Annotated in this window: 5 protein-coding genes; 4 read left to right on the top strand and 1 reads right to left on the bottom strand. The window is 35.3% G+C overall.

The features are described from left to right. On the top strand, positions 1-575 hold a 575-nt coding region (locus tag ACZQCL_RS04170), incomplete at its 5' end, for a nucleoside phosphorylase (RefSeq protein ID WP_482481916.1). Here ACZQCL_RS04170 and ACZQCL_RS04175 read toward each other — a convergent pair. Continuing rightward, positions 572-2,068, bottom strand: a complete 1,497-nt coding sequence (locus ACZQCL_RS04175; RefSeq protein WP_227993620.1) for an NAD(P)H-hydrate dehydratase — start codon at positions 2,066-2,068, stop codon at positions 572-574. The genes ACZQCL_RS04170 and ACZQCL_RS04175 overlap by 4 nt on opposite strands. Before the next feature lie 100 nt (positions 2,069-2,168). Between ACZQCL_RS04175 and ACZQCL_RS04180 the strand changes: the two genes are divergently transcribed. Genes ACZQCL_RS04180 through ACZQCL_RS04190 form a run of 3 tightly spaced genes read left to right on the top strand, consistent with a single transcriptional unit; the run spans position 2,169 to position 5,969 of the window. Further along, positions 2,169-3,776: an oligosaccharide flippase family protein gene (locus ACZQCL_RS04180; RefSeq protein WP_418582367.1), complete on the top strand. Its 1,608-nt coding sequence runs from the start codon at positions 2,169-2,171 to the stop codon at positions 3,774-3,776. Position 3,777: 1 nt separating this feature from the next. Then, entirely contained in the window at positions 3,778-5,625 is a 1,848-nt protein-coding gene (mnmG, locus tag ACZQCL_RS04185; RefSeq protein WP_227993623.1) for a tRNA uridine-5-carboxymethylaminomethyl(34) synthesis enzyme MnmG, read from the top strand. Positions 5,626-5,678: 53 nt separating this feature from the next. Beyond that, positions 5,679-5,969 (top strand): septum formation initiator family protein, encoded by a 291-nt coding sequence (locus tag ACZQCL_RS04190; protein WP_117926585.1) that lies wholly within the window; start codon positions 5,679-5,681, stop codon positions 5,967-5,969. Positions 5,970-6,065 lie beyond the last annotated feature (96 nt).

Genomic DNA, 6,065 nt, shown 5'->3' on the forward strand with positions numbered 1-6,065 from the left:
GTATTGGTGGAGCTAGTACTGCAATCGCAATGGAAGAGCTTATTCAACTAGGGTGTCATACCTTTTTGCGTGTAGGTACATGTGGTGGAATGCGTCTTGATGTTCAAGGTGGAGATATTGTGATTGCAAGTGGTGCCATTCGTCAAGAAGGTACAACACGTGAATATGCACCTATTGAATTTCCAGCTGTTCCTCATTTTGAAGTTTTAAATGCTCAAGTCGAAAGTGCAAAAAAACTTAATCTGCCTTATCATGTAGGTGTTGTTCAAAGTAAGGATTCTTTTTTTGGTCAGCATGCACCGGAAACAATGCCAGTTTATCAAGAGTTGCAAAACAAATGGGATGCGTATTGCAGACTGGATTGTCTGGCTTCAGAAATGGAATCAAGTACTGTGTTTATCGTAGGACAAACTCGTCATGTTCGTAGTGGAGCTATGTTTTTATGTTTAGCGAATCAGGAAAGAGAAAAAGCAGGATTATCAAACATTCAAAATCATGATTTAAAACCATTAATGAAATGTGCTGTTTTAACATTGAAAAATTTGATACAAAAGGATGAGGCTGAGAATCACTAGGATCTCAGCCTTTTTAATGTGTTTGGAATATTGTTGATAATATCTTCGGGCATGAAACTTGCCGAATCTATATCAAGTTTAGCACTTTGCGAATGAATATAGGTAGCACATAGAGCCGCTTGTAAACTATCTTTGCATTGTCCAAGCATCGCAACGACAATACCACATAAAATATCCCCACTGCCGCCTTTTGCCAGACCTGCATTTTGTGCATCTAAAACATAGACATTGCCTTGATGGGCAATATAGGTTTGACTTGATTTTAGTATTAGTACACAGCTTGGATATTCTTTTGAAAAGTCGCGAGCCACTTCGAATGGGTTTGATAAAATGGTTGAAACATGGATACCTGTTAAATCGGACATTTCTTTAATATGCGGAGTTAAAATTGTGGTTTCACTCCGTTTTAATAATTCAATATTCTTTTGTGCAGCCCATAATGCATCGGCATCAAGTACTATTTTTTTGTCACTCTTTAAAGCTTGTTCAACTAAAGCGATAGTAATGTTGTTTTTTTGCATGCCATTTCCAATTGAAATAATTGAATAATTGTTAATATTTTGTTTCAACAAATCAATGGCTTTAGAACTAAATATACCATTGCGATCGGCACATTGAAGAAGCATATAAAAATCGGATTTGATTGCGAGAACATTAGAAATACATTCTGGAACCATCAAAGTAAGAGTACCGATACCACTTTTATAAGCACTAAGACTTGCCATATGGATTGCACCATGCATGTTTTGACTTCCGCCAATCATTAGGGCTTTTCCAAAAGTTGACTTATGTGCATTCAATGGGCGATTTGGAAGATGAATATCCTCCTCATTTAATATTTTAATTTTATCCATGCATTTTTGATGAAGAATTTGAGGAATTCCGATATCTACGAGATATAATTTGCCACAATGATTTTTTCCTTCATTTAGCCATTGTCCTTGTTTGTAGCAATCCAAGCTAATTGTGTAATCTGCATGAATGGCGCATCCTAGAACATTTCCCATAGTGGAATCAATGCCACTAGGCATATCAATACTGATAATGGTGGACTGAGATTTGTTTACATCTTGAATCATAGTTTTATAAAATCCGGTAATATCTCTAGATAATCCATTGCCAAAAAGGCAATCAATATAAATGTCATAAGTGACATTAGGAAGATTTTGGCTGAATGGGATTTTTAAATTTTGTATCATTTGAAATTGAATTTTTTCATCTTCGGACATCTTTTTGATTTCTGGAACCACAACATATAGATTTGGATATTTAGGCTGTAGAAGTCTTGCGATTGCTAATCCATCGGCACCATTATTTCCAGGGCCACAAAGAATGCAGATAGATTGGTTTGTATTTGTGATTTGTTCAATAATTTCGGCTGATTTTAAAGCTGCATGTTCCATCAGAATCAAACTTGGAATCTGGTATGTTTTGATGGCTGCATGATCAATGTTTCGAGCCGTGGTTTGCGTATGTATATAGGCTGGATACATAATCTCACACTCCTTATCTTTACTATACTCTTAATATATAAAAAATCATAATACTTTTAAGGATGTATGTTATAATTATGAAATTGGGGGTATTTATTTTATGTCGAAATCTTCAGCGGCCAAAAAGTCGATTATTGTTGGTGGCCTGATCGGAACAGGCGGTCTATTTGTATCAAAACTAATTGGATTGGCTTATACAATTCCATTTTCATATATACTTCAATCGGAAGCATATCAGTCTGTATATGCACAATCTTATAATATATATGCGTATTTATTGACGATATTTCAGTCGGGAGTCCCTTTTGCGGTGGCCACACTTGTAGCTCGTTATATTGCTTTAGAAGATGCGAAAAGTGTTATTTTAGTAAAGAAAATTGCTTTTGCGATTTTAGGCTTAACGGGATTTGTTGGAATGATCCTCTTATTTACTTTATCGAATGTAATTGCGCCAGCTATGGTAGCCAAGAATGCCGATATCATGGCAAACTGTTTAAAAATATTATCTCTAGCGATTTTTCTTGTTCCTGTATTATCTGCATTTAGAGGATATTATCAAGGCTTAAAAGAAATGGAAGAATATGCTTTTTCACAAGCTTTTGAACAAGTATTCCGTGTTGCCTTTTTACTAAGTGCAGCATGCCTTGTAGTCTATGCGTTTGGCTGGGATAAAAAGTATGCATTATATGCGGCGGTTATGTCAACTTCAGTGGCAACGATTGCGGCAATTGCTCAATTTGCGTATTTTGATCGTAAACACCAATGTGTAGTGGATGAAATGGTACAAAGACAAACGACACGTTCTCATTCAGCTAAGAAAATCTTCAGAGAAATTCTTATCCTAGCTATTCCTTATTTAGTGGTTGCGATTTTAGGAAATATTGACCAGGTATTTAATGGTTTCTTACTTCCTACAGGATTAAAGATGCATTATAATGCCGAAGATACAACGACTGTTATTTCTGCATCAAACTATGTGGCAGGTAAATTAAATGCGATCCCAATGATTTTGGGTCCTGGTTTTGCGACAGCGATAATTCCGCATATTTCAGAGGCTTTGTCAAAGAAAAATTATAAGTTAGTCAAGAAAAATGTATTGGATAGTATCAACGTAGTTTTGTATGTAGCAATTCCTGTATCGTTTTGTATTTTTGCGTATGCAGGACCATTGAATTACACGTTATATTATTCCGAAAACTTAGAATTGTGTACATTCGTTGTACAATGGATGGCTTTGGAGGGTTTCTTATCTACATTAGCTCCGTTAGTTACGAATTTAATGGTTTCTTTGGAATTAAGAAAAAATGTATTAAAAAATCTTGCGATTGGTGTATTGATCAAAGGAGTTCTTTTGATTCCATTTGTATGGATCATGGGGATCGCGGGTGCTGTTATTTCAAGTTTTATTGGTACAGGATATATCATTTATAAAAATTTAAAAGAGATTCAAGATGTATACCACATTTCATATCGTAAAACTTCAATTATTGTAGTGCGTATTTTGATTGGATTATTCATGTTATGGATTACTTCAATACTTCTATCTAAAGTTGGATTGTATGGTGTTGAAGGATCAAAACTTTCATGTTTGTTCAAGATGTGTTTAAATGGTTTATTAAGTGTAATTGTATATGTGGTAGTTACTTTGTATTTAAAAGTTCCACAAAGTATTTTTCACTTTCAACTAAGAAAGAAATCGGGTGTATAAAATGTATGATGTAGTAGTTGTTGGAGCTGGACATGCCGGAATTGAGGCTTGTTTAGCGGCGAGTCGAATGAATAAGAAAACGGCTATCGTAACGTTAAGTAAAGATATGATTGGTTCGATGCCATGTAATCCTAGTGTAGGTGGACCGGCAAAAGGAATCGTAGTTCGAGAAATTGATGCCTTGGGTGGTATGATGCCTATTGCGGCAGATAAAACGGCTTTACAGTTTAAGATGTTGAATACGACAAAAGGACCTGGAGTATGGAGTTTGCGTGTTCAAAGCGATAAGATTGCCTATAAACGTTTTATGAAAAAGGCATTAGAAGAACAGGATAATTTAGATATTATTGAGGCAGCATGTAAAATTGTTGTAATCAAGGATGGAAAAGCCTGTGGTGTTGAGTTAGAAGATGGAACATTTATTGAAAGTAAGACGGTTGTTTTGACAACAGGTACTTATATGACAAGTAATGTTTTAAGAGGACATACTTCCACTGTTTCTGGTCCAGAAGATCAAAGGACGGTTAATACGTTGTCAGAATCATTGCGTGAGGCTGGAATTAAAACTTTCCGTTTAAAGACGGGGACACCACCTCGTATTAAAATGGATACAATTGATTTTTCAAAGACAGAACCACAACCAGGGACAAATCAATTTTTGCGCTTTAGTGAAACAACAAAACAAGAGGATGTATTGCCTTTTGAAAAACAAGAGATTTGCCATTTAATTTATACACAGCCAGAAACGCATGAAATCATTCATACACATTTGCATGATTCTGCAATGTATTCTGGGTTAGTAAAAGGGGTAGGTCCTCGTTATTGTCCAAGTATTGAAGATAAATTGGTTCGTTTTGCGGATAAAGAAAGACATCAGCTTTTCTTAGAACCTGAATCTAAAGAATTAGATACAATTTACATTCAAGGATTCTCAACATCAATGCCTATTGATGTACAGGAAAAGATGGTTCATTCTTTGCCGGGACTTGAAAATTGTGTGATTGAAAAATATGCGTATGCGATTGAATATGATGCGATTGATCCACTTCAGATGAAGCCGAATATGGAAAATAAAATTGTTGAGAATTTATTTACTGCAGGACAGGTCAATGGTACGAGCGGATACGAAGAAGCAGCTGGTCAAGGATTGATGGCTGGGGCGAATGCGGCATTGAAAGTGGATGGTAAAGAACCATTTGTTCTTCGTCGTGATGAAGCTTATATTGGGGTCATGTTAGATGATTTATGTACAAAAGGAACAAAGGAACCTTATCGTTTATTAACTTCAAGAGCGGAATATAGATTGTTGCTACGTCATGACAATGCGGATCAAAGATTGCTTGAAAAGGGCTATGAAATTGGTTTGGTTTCACAAGAAAGATATGATGCATTTAAAAAGAAGATGGATGATATTGAGGTTGCTCGAGAAGAACTTTCAAATGCACATATTAAACCGAATAGTGAAGTCAATGAATATCTTGATAGCTTGGGTTTTGATCCATTGGCACACGGATGTAGTGCATTGGATTTAATTAAACGTCCAAAAATTACAGTTAAGGGCTTGGCAAAATATACGGGATTGGATTATGAAACTCAAATTAATGAGCAGATTGAGATCCAGACAAAGTATGCTGGTTATATTGCCAAGGCAAAGCGCGATGCGAAACATTTACAACAGATGGAAAAAATGAAGCTTCCAACCAATTTGGATTATGAAAATATGGATAATTTATCTTTGGAGGCAAGACAAAAATTAACAGCTATCAAGCCTTTAACATTAGGACAAGCAAGTCGTATTTCTGGTATAAATCCTAGTGATATTGCGATTTTAGCTATGCGTGTGAAATAATTTACATTGAAATCGCTTTCTATTATATGCTATAGTAAAAAGGGGATAAAAATATGAAGGGAAAACGAAAAAAAGTTCAACATTTCTTTGTATATATCGCAATGCTGGTTATGTCTGGCTTTTTAATCATGGGTGGTTTGCAGCAATTGTCAATGACGCATGAGTTAAAGTCGAGTATTGTTCAAAAGGAAAAAGAAAAAAAAGAATTGTCTTCTAAAAAGAAAGAATTGGAGAAGGCAAAACAGAATCTGACAAATCCAGATTATGTTGAATATATTGCACGTGGAAAATACTTAGTGACAAAAGAGGGGGAACAAGTATTTAAATTTCCAAGTAAAGACTAACGGCGCTCTAAAATAGTGTAGGGTTATGTGAAAATACCGGCTTTAAATTATTGTAGGGTTTCCGTATTAGGTTAAGAAAACTTAAATTTATGAATT

The organism is Holdemanella sp., assembly GCF_056804935.1.

Coding starts and splice junctions, on each gene's coding strand:
- ACZQCL_RS04180 (WP_418582367.1), top strand. CDS start 2,169: ATGTCGAAATCTTCAGCGGCCAAAAAGTCGATTATTGTTGGTGGCCTG.
- mnmG (WP_227993623.1), top strand. CDS start 3,778: ATGTATGATGTAGTAGTTGTTGGAGCTGGACATGCCGGAATTGAGGCT.
- ACZQCL_RS04190 (WP_117926585.1), top strand. CDS start 5,679: ATGAAGGGAAAACGAAAAAAAGTTCAACATTTCTTTGTATATATCGCA.
- ACZQCL_RS04175 (WP_227993620.1), bottom strand. CDS start 2,068: ATGTATCCAGCCTATATACATACGCAAACCACGGCTCGAAACATTGAT.